Annotated in this window: 22 protein-coding genes and 2 other annotated features; all 22 genes read right to left on the reverse strand. The window is 48.6% G+C overall.

Annotated features, from left to right (window positions below; genetic code table 11):
- Positions 1–10: 10 nt before the first annotated feature.
- The 22 genes from NIT04_RS17140 to NIT04_RS17245 all read right to left on the reverse strand — a co-directional run bounded on the left by NIT04_RS17140 (position 11) and on the right by NIT04_RS17245 (position 19,055).
- Complete coding sequence (locus tag NIT04_RS17140; RefSeq protein ID WP_252504720.1) at positions 11–619, reverse strand: class I SAM-dependent methyltransferase; 609 nt, start codon at positions 617–619, stop codon at positions 11–13.
- Between the two features lie 104 nt (positions 620–723).
- Positions 724–1,089 (reverse strand): 50S ribosomal protein L7/L12, encoded by a 366-nt coding sequence (gene rplL / locus NIT04_RS17145; RefSeq protein WP_252504721.1) that lies wholly within the window; start codon positions 1,087–1,089, stop codon positions 724–726.
- Positions 1,090–1,165: 76 nt separating this feature from the next.
- On the reverse strand, positions 1,166–1,666 hold the full coding sequence (rplJ, locus tag NIT04_RS17150; protein ID WP_252504722.1) for a 50S ribosomal protein L10: 501 nt from the start codon (positions 1,664–1,666) through the stop codon (positions 1,166–1,168).
- A 32-nt stretch (positions 1,667–1,698) separates the two neighbouring features.
- Positions 1,699–1,845 (reverse strand) — a sequence feature (ribosomal protein L10 leader region).
- Between the two features lie 45 nt (positions 1,846–1,890).
- A complete protein-coding gene (gene rplA, locus NIT04_RS17155; RefSeq protein WP_252504723.1) occupies positions 1,891–2,589 on the reverse strand; it encodes a 50S ribosomal protein L1 in 699 nt (232 codons plus the stop codon).
- 116 nt (positions 2,590–2,705) lie between these two features.
- On the reverse strand, positions 2,706–3,131 hold the full coding sequence (gene rplK / locus NIT04_RS17160; protein ID WP_060203386.1) for a 50S ribosomal protein L11: 426 nt from the start codon (positions 3,129–3,131) through the stop codon (positions 2,706–2,708).
- Between the two features lie 171 nt (positions 3,132–3,302).
- Positions 3,303–3,836, reverse strand: a complete 534-nt coding sequence (gene nusG, locus NIT04_RS17165; RefSeq protein WP_252504724.1) for a transcription termination/antitermination protein NusG — start codon at positions 3,834–3,836, stop codon at positions 3,303–3,305.
- 164 nt (positions 3,837–4,000) lie between these two features.
- Entirely contained in the window at positions 4,001–4,186 is a 186-nt protein-coding gene (gene secE, locus NIT04_RS17170; protein ID WP_252504725.1) for a preprotein translocase subunit SecE, read from the reverse strand.
- A gap of 39 nt (positions 4,187–4,225) precedes the next feature.
- Positions 4,226–4,375, reverse strand: a complete 150-nt coding sequence (gene rpmG / locus NIT04_RS17175; RefSeq protein ID WP_252504726.1) for a 50S ribosomal protein L33 — start codon at positions 4,373–4,375, stop codon at positions 4,226–4,228.
- 137 nt (positions 4,376–4,512) lie between these two features.
- Positions 4,513–5,163, reverse strand: coding sequence for an RNA polymerase sporulation sigma factor SigH (gene sigH, locus NIT04_RS17180; protein ID WP_252504727.1), 651 nt, complete (start codon positions 5,161–5,163; stop codon positions 4,513–4,515).
- A gap of 69 nt (positions 5,164–5,232) precedes the next feature.
- Entirely contained in the window at positions 5,233–5,748 is a 516-nt protein-coding gene (locus tag NIT04_RS17185; RefSeq protein WP_252504728.1) for an NYN domain-containing protein, read from the reverse strand.
- Positions 5,745–6,503 (reverse strand): 23S rRNA (guanosine(2251)-2'-O)-methyltransferase RlmB, encoded by a 759-nt coding sequence (gene rlmB / locus NIT04_RS17190; RefSeq protein ID WP_252504729.1) that lies wholly within the window; start codon positions 6,501–6,503, stop codon positions 5,745–5,747. Before rlmB ends, NIT04_RS17185 begins: the two co-directional genes overlap by 4 nt.
- Positions 6,500–6,931 (reverse strand): Mini-ribonuclease 3, encoded by a 432-nt coding sequence (locus NIT04_RS17195; RefSeq protein WP_252504730.1) that lies wholly within the window; start codon positions 6,929–6,931, stop codon positions 6,500–6,502. Before NIT04_RS17195 ends, rlmB begins: the two co-directional genes overlap by 4 nt.
- Entirely contained in the window at positions 6,928–8,325 is a 1,398-nt protein-coding gene (cysS, locus tag NIT04_RS17200) for a cysteine--tRNA ligase (RefSeq protein WP_252504731.1), read from the reverse strand. The genes NIT04_RS17195 and cysS overlap by 4 nt, the downstream gene beginning before the upstream one ends.
- Positions 8,306–8,971, reverse strand: coding sequence for a serine O-acetyltransferase (gene cysE / locus NIT04_RS17205; protein WP_252504732.1), 666 nt, complete (start codon positions 8,969–8,971; stop codon positions 8,306–8,308). The genes cysS and cysE overlap by 20 nt, the downstream gene beginning before the upstream one ends.
- A gap of 62 nt (positions 8,972–9,033) precedes the next feature.
- Positions 9,034–9,255 (reverse strand) — a binding site (T-box leader).
- A 108-nt stretch (positions 9,256–9,363) separates the two neighbouring features.
- On the reverse strand, positions 9,364–10,824 hold the full coding sequence (gene gltX / locus NIT04_RS17210) for a glutamate--tRNA ligase (RefSeq protein ID WP_252504733.1): 1,461 nt from the start codon (positions 10,822–10,824) through the stop codon (positions 9,364–9,366).
- Between the two features lie 52 nt (positions 10,825–10,876).
- Positions 10,877–11,350 carry a 2-C-methyl-D-erythritol 2,4-cyclodiphosphate synthase gene (gene ispF / locus NIT04_RS17215; RefSeq protein ID WP_252504734.1) on the reverse strand — a complete coding sequence of 158 codons (474 nt, stop codon included), beginning with the start codon at positions 11,348–11,350 and terminating at the stop codon, positions 10,877–10,879.
- Positions 11,350–12,045: a 2-C-methyl-D-erythritol 4-phosphate cytidylyltransferase gene (ispD, locus tag NIT04_RS17220; RefSeq protein ID WP_252504735.1), complete on the reverse strand. Its 696-nt coding sequence runs from the start codon at positions 12,043–12,045 to the stop codon at positions 11,350–11,352. The genes ispF and ispD overlap by 1 nt, the downstream gene beginning before the upstream one ends.
- Before the next feature lie 22 nt (positions 12,046–12,067).
- Entirely contained in the window at positions 12,068–13,171 is a 1,104-nt protein-coding gene (locus tag NIT04_RS17225) for a PIN/TRAM domain-containing protein (protein ID WP_252504736.1), read from the reverse strand.
- A gap of 183 nt (positions 13,172–13,354) precedes the next feature.
- Complete coding sequence (gene radA, locus NIT04_RS17230; RefSeq protein ID WP_252504737.1) at positions 13,355–14,725, reverse strand: DNA repair protein RadA; 1,371 nt, start codon at positions 14,723–14,725, stop codon at positions 13,355–13,357.
- 69 nt (positions 14,726–14,794) lie between these two features.
- On the reverse strand, positions 14,795–17,242 hold the full coding sequence (gene clpC / locus NIT04_RS17235) for an ATP-dependent protease ATP-binding subunit ClpC (protein WP_252504738.1): 2,448 nt from the start codon (positions 17,240–17,242) through the stop codon (positions 14,795–14,797).
- A 177-nt stretch (positions 17,243–17,419) separates the two neighbouring features.
- The gene (locus tag NIT04_RS17240) at positions 17,420–18,502 is read right to left on the reverse strand and encodes a protein arginine kinase (RefSeq protein WP_252504739.1); all 1,083 of its coding nucleotides are present in this window, start codon (positions 18,500–18,502) and stop codon (positions 17,420–17,422) included.
- Positions 18,492–19,055, reverse strand: coding sequence for a UvrB/UvrC motif-containing protein (locus tag NIT04_RS17245; protein WP_252504740.1), 564 nt, complete (start codon positions 19,053–19,055; stop codon positions 18,492–18,494). The genes NIT04_RS17240 and NIT04_RS17245 overlap by 11 nt, the downstream gene beginning before the upstream one ends.
- Positions 19,056–19,058: the final 3 nt, after the last annotated feature.

Consider the following 19,058-nt stretch of genomic DNA (forward strand, 5'->3'; position numbering starts at 1 on the left):
AAGAAGATTCTCACGTCAAGATTTTTCGGGCTTTAAGTATAAAATATCCTTTTTTCTTTTCCACGGTTTCCACATTTCCAAAGATCTCCGTTAAATGTGCTATTGTCGAAGGAGCTCCTTGCTTCTTCTGAATGACGACCCACAGTTCCCCTCCGGCGCCCAATTTGGAAAAAGCACCATCATAGATTTTGAATACCGTCTCTTTTCCTGCCCGGATAGGCGGGTTCGTCAATATCGCAGCGAAACCTTCTGCCTCCACAGCCGACAATGCATCGCTCGGGTAAACCGACACATTCTTTATGCCGTTCAGTTCGGCGTTTTCGCTTGCCAGCGCCATTGCCCTTTCGTTAACATCGACCATTTGAACGTTCCGGTCCGGAAAAGATGCGGCGATCGATAATCCGATTGGTCCGTATCCACAGCCGACATCCAACACGTCACCTGCAACGGTAGGCATAGTAAATGACTCCGCTAACAGACGGGAACCAAAATCCACTTCCCCTTTACTGAATACACCTGCATCTGTCTTAAAACGCAGCCGGTTGTTGCGCAATGTCGCTTGCCATTCCTTCGGATCACTTTTCACCGTTGGATTTTTAGAGTAGTAATGTTCAGCCATTCTGATTCTCCTTCCTCCCGAAAGGTTACCCATTTTTTCCTTGTAGATAAAAAAACGAAGAAAAGCCCGTCCAAAATGACGAGCCTTTCTTCATTATTCAATGATTACTTAACTTCTACGCCAGCGCCAACTTCTTCAAGTTTCGCTTTCATTTCTTCAGCTTCTTCTTTAGAAACGCCTTCTTTGATTGCTTTTGGAGCGTTATCAACTACTTCTTTCGCTTCTTTCAAGCCTAGGCCAGTGATTTCGCGAACGACTTTGATAACTTTGATTTTTTGATCTCCTGCAGATGCAAGAACTACGTCGAATTCAGTTTGCTCAGCAGCAGCTTCACCAGCACCTGCTCCGCCAACCATTGCAACTGGAGCTGCAGCAGTTACGCCGAATTCTTCTTCGATAGCTTTTACAAGGTCGTTCAATTCAAGAACTGTCATTTCTTTAATCGCGTCAAGGATTTGTTCTTTAGTCATTATGTTTTCCTCCTAAATAGGTTTTGTTTTGTCGGGGATTACCCCGCGTATTGTCGTTCAGGCAACTTGAGTAAACTTAAGCGCCTTGTTCCTCTTTTTGCTCTGCAACAGCTTTTGTTGCAAGCGCGAAGTTGCGCATTGGAGCTTGTAGAACGCTGAGTAGCATAGAAAGAAGTCCTTCGCGTGATGGAAGTTCTGCCAATGCTTTGACATCTTCAACAGAAGCGACGTTTCCTTCGATAACGCCTGCTTTGATTTCAAGCTTGTCGTTCTTCTTAGCGAAGTCGTTAAGGATTTTAGCAGGAGCAACAACATCTTCAGTCGAGAATGCGATTGCGTTCGGACCTACCAAATGCTCATTCAACCCTTCAAGTCCAGCGGCTTCAGCAGCACGGCGTGACATTGAGTTTTTGTAAACTTTGAAGTCGATGCCTGCTTCACGAAGCTGTTTACGAAGTTCCGTTACTTGGCTCACGTTAAGACCACGGTAGTCGACTACGACAACGGAAACCGATGATTTCAATTTGCTTGAGATCTCTTCAACTACCGCTTGTTTAGCTTCTAATACTTTGCTCATCTTGACACCTCCTGTAAGAATTCGGGTCACTTATACCGATATGAAAAGCCCTCGCAATCCACAAAGTAGACCACGAGGGCTGAAAAGTCGTCATCTTTTACATAAAAGAGCGTCTTGTCCTCGGCAGGATGATTAAGCTAATACGCCCCTGCTGTCTACGGTACAAATGATTTAGTTTGCAACAAACGAAATCTTACTATAAGATTTCAAGCTTGTCAATGTTTTTATTTAACAACTACAGTTGACGGATCAACTTTAACCGCAGGACCCATTGTAGTAGTGATATTCACTGACTTCATGTAAGTTCCTTTAGCTGCAGCTGGTTTAGCTTTTTGGATCGTTTCAAAAACAGTTTGGAAGTTTTCTTCAAGCTTTTCGTTATCGAAAGAAGCTTTTCCGATTGGAGCATGGATAATACCAGCTTTGTCCGCACGGTATTCAACTTTACCTGCTTTGATTTCTGCAACAGCTTTAGCAACATCAAATGTTACTGTACCTGTTTTAGGGTTTGGCATTAGGCCTTTTGGTCCCAATACGCGACCGATTTTACCAACTTCGCCCATCATGTCCGGAGTTGCAACGATAACGTCGAAATCGAACCAGCCTTGTTGGATTTTAGTGATGTACTCTGCATCGCCTGCATAGTCTGCACCAGCAGCTTCCGCTTCTTTCAATTTTTCGCCTTTTGCGAAAACGAGAACGCGTTGAGTTTTACCAGTACCGTTTGGAAGCACAACTGCTCCACGGATTTGCTGATCGTTCTTACGAGTGTCGATTCCAAGACGGAATGCGACTTCAACAGTTGCGTCAAAGTTGACTGTGCTTGTTTTCTTTGCAAGCTCAATCGCTTCTTTCAAGTCATACACTTTTGTGCGATCGACAAGCTTTGCCGCCTCAGTGAATTTTTTACCTCTTTTAGCCATTGTAAATTTCCTCCTCGTTTGTGGTTTTAACGGATTGAACCTCCCACGAATAAGGGTTGCGTGTTCCAAGGAACAGCAACCCCCACTACAAAGAACACATTATGGTATTATCGCGATCAGTCTTCGATCGTGATTCCCATACTGCGAGCAGTACCTTCAACCATTGCCATCGCCGCTTCAACCGATGCTGCGTTTAGATCCTGCATCTTTTGTTCTGCAATTTCGCGAACTTTATCACGTTTTACAGTAGCTACCTTCTTTTTGTTCGGTTCACCTGAACCTTTTTGAAGATTAGCTGCAACTTTCAGCAATACTGCTGCTGGTGGAGTTTTTGTAATAAAAGTGAATGAACGGTCCTCAAATACAGTTATTTCAACAGGAATGATTAAACCTGCTTGATCCGCTGTACGTGCGTTGAAATCTTTACAGAATCCCATGATGTTGACGCCAGCTTGACCTAGTGCCGGTCCAACCGGTGGAGCTGGGTTAGCTTTACCTGCAGGGATTTGCAATTTTACGATTTTGGTTACTTTTTTAGCCACGAGACACACCTCCTTAAGTCCGTGATGTGGTAATTGGGTTGCCCCTCCCACTCAATATGTGTCTGCCGGTTTCACCCGGTAGAATTTGGTTAATCCGTCCAGTCTGTTCTGTTTACAGTCTGACCTTTGAAATGATACCACTATTATGCGTATCTTGCAAGTGGTAATCTCTTAAATTTTTTCAACCTGCTCAAAGTCAAGCTCCATAATCGTCTCTCTGCCGAACATGTCGACGGAAACTCGGACTTTGCCTTTATCCTGATCGATTTCTTCCACTTTCCCTTGGAAGTGCGCGAACGGTCCTTCAAGCACTTCAATCACTTCGCCAACTTCGAAGTCAGCTTCGGCTTTCCGTTCTTTCATGCCCATTTGCTTGAGGATGAAATCAACTTCTTCCGGCAAGAGCGGAGTTGGTTTCGCACCTCCGCCAGATGAGCCGATGAAGCCCGTCACGCCAGGCGTGTTACGAACGACATACCAAGAATCGTCCGTCATGATCAGTTCCACAAGGACGTATCCAGGAAATGTCTTTTTCATAACTGTCCGTTTTTTGCCGTCTTTGAAGTCCGTTTCCTGCTCTTCAGGGATGACGACGCGGAATATTTTATCTTGCATACCCATCGTCTCAACACGTTTTTCCAAGTTGGCTTTCACCTTATTTTCATAACCTGAATACGTGTGGACGACGTACCAATTTTTCTCCATTTCCATAATGACGTAGGACTTTGTGTCCGTCCCTCCTTTTAAGATCTTACTAATAAATTCCCCGTATATAAGCCGATTAGACTCTATAAATTTCCGAGAAATGAAAAAACCCGTTCATGTGACAAGACGGGATATTTTTCAACAAGGATATTCATGCTGTCCTATTATAACGCAAGATACCATTCCATGACTTCTGAAATGCCCAAATCGACGAGACCGAAATAAACCGCCATGAAAACGACTGTAGTGATAACGACAATCGTATACCGTGTCAATTCTTTTCGCTTCGGCCAGCTGACCTTCCGCATTTCAGAGACGACATCTTTTAAAAAGCCGGTTACCTTACCCATTCAATCGTAGACCTCCGAATACTAAGTATATTACTGCAACTAGATTGTTTGTTTATGTTCTGTATGTGCATTGCATTGATTGCAAAACTTTTTCACTGTGAACCGGACCGTCGACTGTTTGTTCCCCGCAGGGATGACATAGTTTCTAGACCCGCAGCGATCACAGCATAAAATCAGTTTGTTAGACATTTTTCCACCTTAAACTTCCGTCGTGCAACTATTCTCGACAGTCTAATTACATAGTCATTGCCTTGCTAAAGAGTACCACCTAATATTCATGATGTCAACACGATGGAAATTGATTGGCAACCACTATCTGGCATGCATTAATGCACGACATCTACTTGCATATGCCGTTCAAGTTTCCGCTTGATGCGTTGCAGCGCATTGTCCACGGATTTGACTTGCCGGTTCAACTCGTCCGATATCTCCTGATAAGACTGACCTTCCAAATAGAGTGATAGCACCTGTTTTTCAAGTCCGCTCAATACTTTGTTGATTTCCCCCTCCATATGGATGAAGTCCTCCTTATGGATCATCAAATCTTCCGGATCATCGATTACGGACCCGGAAATGACGTCAAGCAAAGTGCGGTCCGATTCCTCGTCGTACACAGGCTTGTCCAAAGATACCGACGTATTCAGCGGAATATGCTTCTGCCTCGTCGCTGTCTTGATGGCCGTGATGATCTGCCTAGTGATGCACAGCTCCGCGAATGCCCTGAACGAAGCTAGCCGATCCATCCTGAAATCGCGGATCGCCTTGTAGAGGCCGATCATCCCTTCCTGAATGATATCCTCCCGGTCGCCGCCCATCATGAAGTATGAGCGCGCTTTCATTTTTACGAAAGATTGATATTTGGTAATAAGGAAATCAAGCGCGTCCGTGCTGCCCTCGTGAATACGAACTAAAAGCTCTTCATCGGATAGCCCGGCGAAATCAGATGTACTCCCCTGAACGTATACATTTCCCGCCAATCACCACACCCCGATTCGTTATTGCCATTTCAATCAGTATACCGTATGGAAAAATTTTGCGTCAACCGTTCATTTCATTCCGCGTCGCCATTTTTCAAATATTTCTGCCACCTCGTCGGACAATTGAATCTTGGAAAACGGTCGTTCCTCTTGGATTTCCTTCACTTTTTTCGTGATCAACTTATCGATTTCATTCATTTCAATTTCCAATTCTCGAGCCGATTTGCGGAGGGCGCCTTGTGCAAAAATGACCCATTGTTCCGTTAGATCGGATGTGGCCACGTGAATTTGGACCCGACGCCCACTCAGCTCCGATACCATTTTTTCGATGCGTTCATCGGCGGTTTCATTTTCACGGGTGAAAACGACCTCGACTTTATGCTTCCAATCCTTCTTTTCAATTCCGCGCATCAAGTGCGCATCGAACAGGACGATGACACGCCAGCCCGTATGCGCCTTGTATTCGGCCATCCGTTCGATGAGCCGGTCACGGGCTTCGGCTAGATTTTCAAGCTTCAATTTCCGCAATTCAGGCCATGCCCCGATGATGTTATATCCATCGACGAGCAAAATATCCTTTTTCATGACCCCGGCGTTTTGGGGTTGCGTTTGCGTAACACTTCATACATGAGCAAGGACGCAGCGACGGAAGCATTCAATGATGTCACATGCCCGACCATAGGCAAATGATAAAGGAAGTCGCACTTCTCCTTTAAAATGCGGGACATACCCTTCCCTTCGCTGCCAATGATGATGGCGAGAGGCAATGTTGCATCCATGGAACGGTAGTCTTGTGAGCCTTTGGCGTCAGTTCCCGCAATCCAGACACCCGCCTTTTTCAATTCCTCCACCGTTTGCGAGAGATTGTTCACGCGGACGACAGGTACATGCTCGATTGCTCCTGTCGATGCTTTTGCGACGACTCCCGTCAAGCCGACCGAACGCCGCTTCGGGATGATGATGCCATGCACGCCACTAGCATCGGCCGTCCGTAAGATCGAGCCGAGATTATGGGGATCTTCCAATTCATCGAGGATAAGGAAGAAAGGATCCTCGCCACGATTTTTCGCGAGCGCAAACAAATCATCCAGCTCCGCATAGGAATAGGCGGCAACCGAGGCGATGATGCCTTGATGGTTCACGTCAAGCATTCCGTCAAGTTTCTGTTTTGGCACCGCTTGGACGACGATTCCTGATTGTTTCGCAAGCGACAAAATCTCCCCGATGCTTTTTTTATTCAACCCTTCGGCAATCCAGATCTTATTCAGTTCCCTGCCGGAACGGAGCGCTTCCACGACTGGGTTTTTGCCGCCGATCAATTCTGATTCCTGGTTTGTCATGATGCACCCTCCTCATTCGGATTTTCGATGAACTGCATTGTCCTGCCTATGATTTCCCCTACCCGTTCGTTTCTGCCTAACAAATATAAGTATCCGAGTACTGCCTCGAATGCCGAGCTATAGTTATAAGTCACGACATCGGTGTTCTTAGGGACAGATCCCGACTTCGCATTCCGCCCGCGGCGCAGGACCGCTTCCTCCTCTTCGGTGAGGAAGCCCGTTTCCTGCATCATCTTGACGGCTGATGCCTGGGCTTTGGCGGATACATACCGGGTCGCCTCCTTATGAAGTGTGTTCGGCTTTACGCGGCCCGATCGCAGCAAATGTTCCCGGACCGCCTGCTCGTAAACCGCGTCCCCCATATAGGCGAGTGCAAGTGCATTCAGCTGTTTCACGTCCACGTCACGCAATGTATATACGCCGCTCATCCTCTTTTCCACCGCGTGCCTTGGGCGGTATCCTCCAGGATGATCCCTTTTTCCTTCAATAGATCCCTAATTTCGTCTGCACGGCTGAAATTCCGTTCCCTGCGAGCAGTCAAGCGCTCCTCAATCAGCCCTTCGATTTCATCATCCAACAGCTCTTCCCCGCCGAATGGCAAGCCGAGCACTTCCATCAGTCGGTCAAATGCGGTAATGAAATATTCGAGTACGGCTGTTTGTGTATTCTTCTCCAACAAATAAACGTTGGCAGTTTTCACGAGTTCAAAAATGGCGGCAATGGCATTCGCAGTATTGAAATCATCATCCATTGCGCTTTCAAATTGACGGACTGCCTCATCCACTTTATGTGTCCATATATCCTGCTGGTCGCCCAAATCTGCAGATGTGCTTAAACGGTGTTTTAAGTTGTTATACGCCGTTTGGATGCGATCTAAACCATTCGCCGCACTTTCAACAAGATCTTGCGAGAAGTTCACCGGATGACGGTAATGCACGGACAGCATAAAGAAACGAAGCACTTTCGGATCGATCTGCTTGCGAATATCATGGACGAGAATGAAATTCCCGAGCGACTTGGACATCTTTTCATTATCGATATTAATATAGCCGTTATGCATCCAGTATCGCGCAAACTGCTTCCCGGTCATCGCCTCGGACTGCGCAATTTCATTTTCATGATGTGGGAATGTCAAATCTTGACCACCCGCATGAATGTCGATCGTATCGCCTAAATGCTCTCTCGCCATGACGGAGCACTCGATATGCCAACCAGGTCGGCCTTGACCCCACGGGCTATCCCAAGCGATTTCCCCTTCCTTCGCCGCTTTCCATAACGCGAAGTCGAGAGAATTCTCTTTAATGCCGCTAGCTTCGATGCGTGCACCCACTTTCAGCTCATCGACAGACTGATGGGACAGCTTTCCGTAGCCTTCGAATTTGCGCGTCCTGTAATATACATCGCCCTGCGCCTCGTAAGCGTAGCCTTTATCTACAAGCACTTGAATGAAAGCGACGATGTCATCGATATGCTCCGTCACCCGTGGATGGGCGTCCGCCTTGCCGCAGCCTAGTGCTCCGACGTCCTCGAAATAGGCGTTGATGAAGCGTTCAGTCAACTCCCCAACCTCTTCGCCAAGCTCGTTAGCCGTATTGATGATTTTGTCATCGACATCCGTAAAGTTGGATACATAATTGACGTCGAAGCCACGATACTGCAAATAGCGGCGCACGGTGTCAAATACGATAACCGGTCTCGCATTGCCAATATGAATATAGTTGTAGACGGTCGGCCCGCACACATACATCTTCACTTTTCCTTCCTCCAGTGGGATGAAAGGCTCCTTCTTCCGTGTCAATGTATTATAAATTTGAATACTCATCGGTTTTCCCTTCCTTCTCAAGTTCTTCTATCCGTCTTTTCAGTAATGCGATTTCCGCTTCCAGTCTGTTGCACGTATCCTCAACAGGATCCGGCAAGTTGCGGTGGTCATGCTTATCTCTCACCCGCACGCCGTTCGTCACGACGACCTTGCCTGGAATGCCGACGACAGTCGAATCGGCCGGCACATCGATCAACACGACCGACCCTGCACCAATCTTGCTGTTTTCACCGATTGTAATGGAGCCGAGCACCTTCGCCCCCGAAGCGACGAGCACATTATTGCCAAGCGTCGGGTGTCGCTTCCCTTTTTCTTTGCCCGTTCCTCCCAACGTCACACCTTGGTATAACGTCACATCATCGCCGATTTCACAAGTCTCACCAATGACAATCCCCATGCCGTGGTCAATGAATAAGCGTCTGCCGATCGTCGCGCCAGGATGGATTTCGATGCCTGTGAAAAAACGGCTGATCTGCGAAATGAGCCTCGCAAGAAACAGGAAGTTCTTCTTATAGAGAGCATGCGCAATCCGATGCGCCCACACCGCATGGAGGCCGGAATACGTAAGTACCACCTCAAACGTGCTGCGCGCTGCAGGATCTTGTTCAAAAATGCAACGGATGTCTTCCTTCATCCTACGAAACACTGTTTTCGCCCCCTGTTTTTATATTTTCGAATCAACGCAAAAAGCGCCCCTGTCTACAGTAAGACAGAGACGCATTGAATGCGCGGTTCCACTCCGCTTGGAAGGGGTTTTGACCCCTTCCCGCTTGACGCCTATAACGCAGGCGATGCGTCCGGCCTACTCCTTCGTTCGGCACGGCGCTCAAAGGTGCATTTCCACATCGCAGAGGCACGGATCACTTGCAGCCGGTGATGATCCTCTCTGAAGAGCATGAGATGTGTACTTCTCCTTATCAAAGCTTTCGTTCTTTTAACTGAATGTACGTTAATTGTACCTAGAAAATGCCTAAAGTCAACTAAATCAGCCTTGCCCTTCCGCTTGCGGCAGGAGGTGTATTTGGCAGAGTCAAGTTATTAATTGGCGTATTTCGATACCCGTTCAATCGTCTTTTCCTTGCCAATCAATGCAATGGATTCCGGCAATTCAGGACCGTGCGTCTGTCCGGTTGTGACGACGCGGATCGGCATGAATAAATTTTTCCCTTTATGGCCCGTTTCCTTTTGCACCTCTTTGATAGCCGCTTTAATCGAAGCAGCATCGAACGATTCAAGCGCAGTCAATTGACGTTGGAAGGATGCCATCACTTCCGGAACCTGTTCACCGGAAAGGACTTCCTTAGATTGTTCATCATATTCAATATGATCATTGAAGAATTGGGCGGTCAATTCGACGATTTCAGCCCCATAGCTCAATTGCGCATGGTAAAGGGCGATCAGGTCGTGCACCCATTGGCGTTCCTCTTCTGTCATCTCTTCGCTTACACGCCCAGCCGCCTGGAGATGCGGTAACGTCAATTCGATCAATTCGTCCAAGCTGAGCTTCTTCACGTATTGGTTGTTCATCCACGTCAACTTCGTTTTATCGAACATGGACGGCGATTTAGAAAGTCGGCTTTCATCGAAGAGCTTGATCAATTCATCACGAGTGAAAATTTCTTCTTCACCGCCAGGCGACCAGCCAAGCAACGCAAAGAAGTTGAACATCGCTTCCGGCAGATAGCCGAGATCCTTGTATTGGGAAATGAATTGGATAATCGATTCGTCGCGCTTTGAAAGCTTTTTCCGCTCTTCATTGACGATCAACGTCATATGCCCGAAACGTGGGTATTCCCAGCCGAACACATCGTACACCATCAATTGTTTTGGTGTATTCGTCAAATGTTCCTCACCGCGGAAAACATGCGAAATTTTCATCAGATGGTCATCGATAACAACCGCGAAGTTGTATGTCGGGATACCATTCGCCTTCACAAGCACCCAGTCGCCTACATCCTTCGATTCAAACGATACTTCCCCACGAACAAGATCATCCACTGTATACGTAACCTGTTCAGGTACACGCATGCGGACCGTATACGGCATGCCTGCTGCTACCTTTTCAGCAACTTCTTCAGAAGTCAGATGACGGCAAGTCCCCGCGTACATCGGTGCGGCGATGCCAGAAGCTTTCTGCTTTTCACGCTCCGCCTCCAACTCTTCAGTCGTACAGAAACATTTATAGGCATGTCCTCCGTCAAGCATGTCCTGCGCATATTTCATATACAAGTCCAAACGTTCCATTTGACGGTAAGGGCCATATTCTCCACCGATATCAACGGACTCGTCGTGATGGATCCCCAACCATTTCAAATTATCGAGTTGCGATAATTCGCCCGCTTCGATATTCCGCTCCGTGTCGGTATCTTCGATGCGGATAATAAATTTACCGCCATGGTGTTTTGCAAATAGGTAATTGAACAATGCCGTCCTAGCCCCGCCGATATGTAAATGGCCGGTCGGACTCGGCGCATAACGTACGCGTACTTCTGTTGTCATTTGAGTGCATCTCCGTTCGTTGTTATTCCTGTGTATTTTAACACTGCCTTGTTTATTTTAAAAGGAGAATCGTCGCCATCGAGGCAATCCCTTCCTCCCTGCCTACAAAGCCCAGTTTTTCAGTCGTCGTCGCCTTGACGTTCACTTGGGACACGTCCGCGTTCAACAATTCTGCGATGCGGGCGCGGATCGTTTCAATATGCGGCGCCATTTTCGGTCTTTGCGCCATGATCGTGCAATCGATATTGCCCAACCGATAGCCTTTCGACTCTACGATTTCCCATACTTTTTGAAGAAGGACCGCCGAATCCGCATCCTTGAATGCCTCGTCCGTGTCCGGGAAATGCCTGCCGATATCCCCTTCCCCGATTGCCCCTAACGCAGCGTCGGTCACCGTATGTAATAGGACATCCGCATCGGAATGCCCTGTCAATCCCTTCTCATAAGGAATTGTAATTCCACCGATGATCAAAGGCCGCCCTTCCTCAAACTGATGTACATCAAACCCTTGTCCTATACGAATCATCAGAAATCCTCCTGCCGTCTCTGTTTCAAGAGGACCTCGCCAAACAGGAGGTCCTCCTTCGTCGTCATTTTAACATTGTCATACGTACTTTCCACAACTCTTACCGGATGACCTAACCGTTCGACGATCATCGACTCATCCGTCCCGAGGAACCCCTCAGCTTCGGCTTTATCGGACGCCTCCTTCAGTAAGTCATAACGGAACGCTTGCGGCGTCTGAATCGCCCAAAGCTTTGAACGGTCCACTGTCTCCTCGACAATGCCGCCCGGCGCAACCTTCATCGTATCCTTCACTTGGACACCGGCAATTGCGGCACCATACTCATCGGCAACATCGACAAGCTCACCGATGACATCCTGTTTGATAAATGGACGTGCCGCATCATGGACGAGGACGATTCCCCCGGCCTTGTGAGCACGAATGCAAGCCGCCACGCTTTGCTGCCGTTCCGCCCCGCCTTCGACGAGCGCAGTCACTTTCGTAATACCGAAACGTTCAAGCATTCCTTCGATTTCCCGCTTTTCCTCTTCTTTCACGGAGAGGATCATTCCTGAGCATGCCGGATCCTGTTCAAACACTTGCAATGTGTGCATGAGGATCGGCTTGCCCGCCATCTCCAAAAACAGCTTGTTGAATCCGGCACCCATACGCCGGCCGCTTCCCGCTGCCGGGAGCAGTACTGTATATGTCTTCATCATCGTTCCTCAGCTTTCTACTTCAATGCGCCTTTGCGGCTTTGCCGTTTTTCGGCTTCGCGAAGATCATCCGGCCCGCGGAAGTCTGCAAAACACTCGTGACGACGACATCGATTGCATTGCCGATATGCATTCTTCCATCTTCAATGACGATCATCGTGCCATCATCCAAATAGGCGACACCTTGGTTATGCTCCTTCCCATCCTTGATGACGACAACATGCATCTCCTCACCAGGAATGACGACCGGCTTCACCGCATTCGCTAGATCATTGATGTTCAATACCGCTACACCGTGAAGATCCGCCACTTTGTTCAAGTTGAAGTCATTTGTCACGACCTGGCCATTCATGCTTTTCGCAAGACGGACAAGCTTCAGGTCGACTTCCGCAACGTCTGCAAAATCTTCGTCAGTGATCAAAACGCTCGGACCGTCATCCGTCTGCAAACGCTTCAGGACATCAAGGCCGCGCCTTCCTTTCGTACGCTTTAAAGAATCGGATGAATCTGCGATATGTTGGAGCTCCGTCAAGACGAATTGCGGAACGACGAGAAGCCCTTCCAGAAAACCGGTCGAAGCGATGTCTGCAATCCTTCCGTCAATGATGACGCTTGTATCCAAGATCTTATGGATTTTCGCATCAAGCTCCCCCGTAGCATCCCCGCCATCCCTCTTTTTCGGATTGCTGTTCCTTGCCGCGAAAATGGCGTGGGAAAACTCCTCACGCTTCTTGAAGCCGACTTGGAAACCGAGATATCCGAGAAGAATGGATAGAAGGACGGGCAGAATGGACGTAATGACCGGGATTTCCACACTGCTCAGCCCGAAGCTGACAAGAAAGGCGACACTCAATCCGACCATCAGGCCGATCGTTCCGAACAGAAGATCGAAAATCGGGGCCTTCAACAGGCGGTCTTCCATCCATTTAATGAAATTCACGATCGGGTCTGCAATGAAAAGGCTAAGCAAATATAACACGATCGCCCCTAGGACAGCAGCTACGTAAGGATTGTCAATCATCGGCTTTGAAGTAAAAGAAGATAAAGTGAATAAATACGGTAGAAATAATACGCCGAGCGTTCCCCCGATCAGCAGCAGTCCTATCTGAACTACTCTTTTTAACATGTACGACACCTCCATTTCATTACTACCAACTATACATGTTTTCCAGATGCTACGCCGTTTTGAACCATCGATACCGATGTTTTACCGGTAAGTATAGGACACAAGAAAAGTCGGCGAAGTTCCTCATATCGAAAAACTGAGGAAATGGAACTCCCTTAAAAAAGTCCCATATCCTTTCATTTTTCACGAAAATGCGATGTTTAATGCCTCGCTTATCGTTTCGACACCGACTACTTGAATCCCTTCCGGAAAATCCCATCCGCCGATATTCGAAGACGGGATGACGACCTTTTCGAATCCGAGTTTCGCCGCCTCCGTCACACGCTGTTCAATGCGGGACACTCGGCGCACCTCACCCGTCAACCCAACTTCACCGATGAAACAATCTGTCGCTCCCGCAGCCGCATCCCGGTAACTCGAAACGATGCTGACGAGGACCGCCAAGTCGATTGCCGGTTCGTCAAGCTTGACGCCTCCAGCGACTTTGATATAGGCGTCTTGCGCTTGCAAGAGCATTCCCATCCGCTTTTCCAGAACAGCCATCAACAGCGACACCCTGTTCTGATCGATCCCGGTCGCCATCCGCTTCGGGTAATTGAAGCTTGACGGCGTCACAAGCGCCTGGATTTCGACGAGAATCGGACGGGTCCCTTCCATCGAGGCTACGACAGTCGACCCCGCGCCTCCCTGAGACCTTTCCCGCAAGAATAGCTCTGACGGATTCAAAACTTCCTTTAATCCGGATTGTAGCATCTCAAAGATCGCGATTTCATTCGTTGAGCCGAATCGGTTCTTCACGCTGCGCAAGATCCGGTACGTATGATGGCGCTCCCCTTCAAAGTAGAGGACAGTATCCACCATATGCTCGAGAAGGCGCGGACCTGCAATCTGTCCGTCTTTTGTCACATGACCGACGATGAAAATGGCTATATTTTGCGTCTTTGCAATGCGCATCAGTTCAGCCGTACATTCCCGCACTTGCGAAACACTGCCCGGCGCCGATGTCACTTCGGGATGGTGGATCGTCTGGATGGAATCGGCAATGACAAACTTCGGTTGCACATCGTTGATCGTCTCATGTATTTTCGCCAAATCGGTCTCCGCATAAATGTACAACTCATCCGAAGCAACGCCGAGACGTTCGGCTCGCAGCTTCGTCTGTCTGATTGATTCCTCACCTGATATGTAAAGGACGCGTTGCTTTTGATTCGCGAGAAGTGAAGAGACTTGCAGCAGCAACGTCGATTTCCCTATGCCCGGATCGCCGCCGATCAAAACTAGCGAGCCCGGAACGATTCCGCCGCCAAGCACCCGGTTCAATTCGCCGAGCTCCGTTTTTACCCTCGGTTCCTCAACGGTTTCAATCGAACTGATTGGCATCGCTTTCTGCTGGATAGTTTCCGTATGCTTGAAAGCGCCACGCGGACCTTTGCTGACGATTTCAACTTCCTCATCCATCGTGTTCCATTCGCCGCAGCCGGGGCACCTCCCCATCCACTTCGGCGATTCATAGCCGCAGTCCCTGCACATGAATTTCGTTTTCCGTTTTGCCATATTTACCTCCATATACGAAAAGGACAGCCCTTTCCCGTAGATAGCGAACTCTACGGGAGGGCCATCCTATTATTGTTTTTCTGCCACTGCAACGCGATCCGTCTTGACGACGAACTCGTCATCTTCTACATCGATGATCACCTTTCCACCTGTCAAAACTGTTCCGCTCAACAGCTCCTCAGATAGACGGTCCTCAACATGCTTTTGCAAAGCCCGACGTAACGGACGAGCACCGTAATCCGGATCGTATCCTTCTTCAGAGATTTTCAATTTCGCCGCATCTGTCAACTCGAGTGTAATATCTTGTTCTGCAAGACGTTTTGTTAACGCGTTCGACATGAGCGTGACAATTTCTCTCAAATGTTCTTTTTCAAGCGAGTGGAAGACAATCATTTCATCCACACGGTTCAAGAACTCAGGACGGAACGCTTTTTTCAACGCGTCCAGCATCGTTGATTTCATGTCTTCGTAATCACGTTCGCCATCTTGCAGATTGAATCCGACGTAACGGTTTTGTTTCAACGTTTCCGCCCCGACGTTCGACGTCATGATGACGACCGTGTTGCGGAAATCGACCGTGCGACCTTTGGAATCCGTTAATCTTCCATCCTCAAGCACTTGCAGTAGAATATTGAAGACGTCAGGGTGAGCCTTTTCAATTTCATCCAGCAATACGACTGAATAAGGCTTTCTGCGGACTTTCTCGGTCAACTGGCCGCCTTCGTCATAGCCGACATATCCCGGAGGTGAACCGACGAGTCGGGATGTCGAATGCTTCTCCATATACTCGGACATATCAATGCGGATCATCGCATCTTCATCCCCGAACATCGCTTCCGCAAGCGCTCTTGCCAATTCGGTCTTCCCGACACCCGTAGGTCCGAGGAAGATGAATGAACCGATCGGACGCTTTGGATCCTTCAATCCGGCGCGGGCTCTCCGAATCGCCCTTGAAATGGCCGTTACGGCTTCTTTCTGCCCGATAACACGTTCATGCAGAAGCTCTTCCATGTTCAACAGTTTGGCAGTTTCCGTTTCGGCAATTTTCGCGACCGGCACCCCCGTCCACATTGCGACAACTTCCGCAATGTCGTTAACTGTCACTTCCGATTCTTTTTTCCCTTGCTTCTCTTTCCATTCCGTCTTAGTCTTTTCGAGCTCTTCCTTCATTTTCTGCTCTTTATCGCGGAATGATGCCGCCTTTTCGAATTCCTGGCTTTGCACCGCGGCATTCTTTTCGTGGCGGATCGCTTCCAGCTTCGCTTCGAGCTCCTTCAAATTCGGAGGTGTCGTATACGAACGGAGTCGCACTTTCGAACCCGCTTCATCGATCAAGTCGATCGCTTTGTCAGGAAGGAAGCGGTCTGAAATATACCGATCCGACATTTTCGCAGCAGCCTCGATCGCTTCATCCGTAATTTTCACGCGATGATGCGCTTCGTATCGATCACGCAAGCCCTTGATGATCAAGATCGTCTCATCGACAGTCGGTTCATCGACTTGAATCGGTTGGAAACGTCTTTCAAGCGCAGCATCTTTTTCGATATATTTACGGTACTCATCAAGCGTCGTAGCACCGATGCATTGCAATTCCCCACGTGCTAGCGACGGCTTCAAGATATTCGAAGCGTCAATTGCCCCTTCGGCTCCGCCAGCCCCGATAAGTGTATGCAATTCATCAATGAATAGAATGATATTTCCCGCTTGACGGATTTCCTCCATCACTTTCTTCATACGGTCTTCAAACTCGCCGCGGTATTTTGTGCCCGCAACGACCGTTCCCATATCCAGTGTCATGACGCGTTTGTCACGCAGGATTTCAGGCACTTCATTATGGACGATCTGAAGCGCTAGGCCTTCCGCAATCGCCGTTTTACCGACACCCGGCTCCCCGATCAATACAGGGTTGTTCTTTGTACGGCGAGCCAACACTTCGATCACTCGTGTAATTTCCTTGCTGCGGCCGATGACAGGGTCAAGCGTCCCTTCACGTGCCACTTCCGTCAAATCCCGGGCGAGGCTGTCGAGCGTCGGTGTGGAGGCAGATGATGAAGCGCCTTGATTGCCGACAGCGTTATCATTGCTTCCGAGCAATTGAAGTACTTGCTGTCTCGCGCGGTTCAAGCTGACACCCGCATTATTTAATACGCGGGCAGCCACCCCTTCCCCTTCGCGGATGAGCGCCAACAGAATATGCTCCGTCCCGATATAGGAATGGCCAAGCTTTCGCGATTCATCGACAGAAAGCTCGATGACCTTTTTCGCCCTCGGCGTGTAATGCACGATCGGACCGACTTCCTTCGATCCGGAACCGACGAGGCTTTCTACTCCTTTTTCTATCGTTTCGAAACTGACGTCGATCGCTTCCAAAGCTTTCGCAGCGATGCCGCCGCCTTCCCGTATGAGTCCCAATAAAATATGCTCGGTGCCGATGGATTCATGTTTCAGTCTGATCGCTTCTTCTTGTGCAAGCTGCAGGACTTTTTGTGCCCGCTGTGTAAAACGATTGAACATCATATTCTTTCCACTCCTTCTATAGTAACGTCTATCCTGTCCCCACTATTGAAAGTGTGGAATAGGAATTCCTCTTACTCTATTCCAATGGACCATAAAGCAATCCACTTCGAACAAATTGACTTTGACCATCTTTGACTTAAGTATAGTTAATAGAAAAGTACGTTGCAAAAGTATTGCTCAGTTTTCTGTATTATTTTGTTCTCTTTGCTGCTCCGACCGAAGTCGTTCTCGGAATAGATCGGCTCTGAAGATATCCCTCTCCTCCGCCGTCAACTCCTCCCCGGCATATTGCTGGAGGAAGCCGGGCTGCATGAAAATCATCAATTCATTCAATATGGACATGTCAACATCCTCAATAATCCCTAAATCGATGCCGAGACGTACGTCCGACAGACAGCGGGCCGCTTCACCCGACGGCAGCAATCTTGCATACATAATCGTGCCGAGCGAGCGGAAGAGCTTGTTTTCCAGTGCAACGCGCGATTTCGAAAGGAGGATTTCGCGTGAGCGCCTTTCGTGGGCGATAAGCCTAAGCGCCACATTTTTCAAATCGGAAAGGATCTCTTTCTCCGGTTTGCCCAAAGTCGTCTGATTCGAAACCTGATAAATATTGCCCGGCGCTTCGCTTCCCTCTCCGTAGCTCCCTCTGACGACCATTCCTAGTCTAGAAATAGCCGGGATGATGCGCTCGATCTGCTTGGTGATCGTCAGTGCGGGCAAATGCATCATGACCGACGCCCGCATGCCCGTGCCCGTATTTGACGGACAGCTCGTCAAGTAGCCGAAATCCTCGTCGAAGGCGTAAGGAAGAATATTCTCCAAATAGTTATCGACAGAGTCTGCATGATCATAGGCATTTTCCAACTGGAAGCCCGGATAGATGCATTGGATGCGGATATGGTCCTCTTCGTTCACCATGATGCTCAACGTCTCATCTTCCGACAGGATGACCGCTCCATGTCGTTTTACATCCGTCAACTGCGGACTGACCAAATGCTTCTCAACAAGCACTTGCCTTTCCAGAGCTGGAAGTTCCAACATCTTCATATAGGAATACCCTTTTTCATCGGAAGTAAGCAAGGCGGCCGAAACTTGCGAGTCGACCTTCTGCGCCTCTTCGGCCGTGAACGCGATCGGGAATCGATATCCCCTTAAATTCCGGGCCAAACGGATCCTCGTCGACATGACGATATCCGAGTGCTCCCCATGTGACGTCATCCATCCTGTGACGGCACCTTTCATGAATTTATTAATTGACATCGCTGCCTTCACCTCCATTGCTGCCTTCTGCCAAACGTTCTTTCAACGCATTCGCTTCATCCCTCAATGCCGCGGCATCTTCAAAACGTTCCGTCTCGATTGCTTCTTGCATTTTCAACCGGATTTCCTCGACCTTCTTTTTCAAGGCGAACCGTTCATTGAGGGAGACCGGTATTTTCCCGACATGCGTCGTATGTCCGTTATGAAGCTTGCTGAAAATACGCGGCAAATACTCTTTGAATGTGTCATAGCACGTCGGGCAGCCGAACTTGCCGATATCGAGGAATTTCCTGAACGTCAATTGGCAGTCCGGACAAATGTGCCCGTCCGGCTTGCTTTCCCTTGAATGCTGAAAAGGCTGAATCGATTCGCTCCCTCCGAACCAGTGGGAAAGGAATTGTTGGATTGACAACGGTTCCTGATTCGGATCGAAATGGAACATTTGGGTTTGGAACGCGCATTTCTCACATAGATGACGTTCCGTCGACCCGCCCATGCCTTCCTGGGTGAAGAGCACGGAAGCCGGCCGTTCTTTGCAATTGTCGCATAGCATAAT

Source organism: Sporosarcina sp. Marseille-Q4943 (assembly GCF_943736995.1).
Lineage (GTDB): Bacteria > Bacillota > Bacilli > Bacillales_A > Planococcaceae > Sporosarcina.